Source organism: Paenibacillus sp. Y916 (genome assembly GCF_056786435.1).
In genome coordinates, this window is record NZ_JBXCJA010000032.1 from 1 (window position 1) to 551 (window position 551).

Sequence of the window (551 nt, forward strand, 5' to 3'; positions counted from 1 at the left end):
CAGCAATGTGCGGAGCTGACCAATACTAATCGGTCGAGGGCTTATCCTAATAATTCTAACACAAATTCGTTCGTATCTAGTTTTCAGGTGATCAAACATCTGGATAATTAGTATTCCCTGATAGCTCAGTTGGTAGAGCACTCGACTGTTAATCGAGTTGTCACAGGTTCGAGTCCTGTTCGGGGAGCCATTATGGAGAGGTGTCCGAGCTGGCCGAAGGAGCACGATTGGAAATCGTGTAGGCGCCAAAAGCGTCTCGAGGGTTCGAATCCCTCTCTCTCCGCCATATTTTAATTAGGCCCGTTGGTCAAGTGGTTAAGACACCTCCCTTTCACGGAGGTAACAGGGGTTCGAGTCCCCTACGGGTCACCAATTGTATAATATATTCAAGTTAGGACTTGATTTAACTTAAGTATATCTGTTATGATAGTTATTGTCTTTCTTATGGAGGCTTAGCTCAGCTGGGAGAGCATCTGCCTTACAAGCAGAGGGTCGGGGGTTCGATCCCCTCAGCCTCCACCATAGTAATTTTTTAGATGACGCGGGGTGGA

At 46.8% G+C, this 551-nt stretch carries 4 tRNA genes; all 4 read left to right on the plus strand.

Going from position 1 to position 551, the window contains the following annotated elements:
- The first annotated feature begins 114 nt into the window (after positions 1–114).
- The 4 genes from AC1TO9_RS24520 (at position 115) to AC1TO9_RS24535 (ending at position 522) form a co-directional block, all read left to right on the plus strand.
- A tRNA-Asn gene (locus AC1TO9_RS24520) sits at positions 115–190 on the plus strand.
- Between the two features lie 4 nt (positions 191–194).
- Positions 195–286: transfer RNA gene (locus tag AC1TO9_RS24525), tRNA-Ser, on the plus strand.
- 11 nt (positions 287–297) lie between these two features.
- A tRNA-Glu gene (locus tag AC1TO9_RS24530) sits at positions 298–372 on the plus strand.
- A 74-nt stretch (positions 373–446) separates the two neighbouring features.
- Positions 447–522, plus strand: a tRNA-Val gene (locus AC1TO9_RS24535).
- Positions 523–551: the final 29 nt, after the last annotated feature.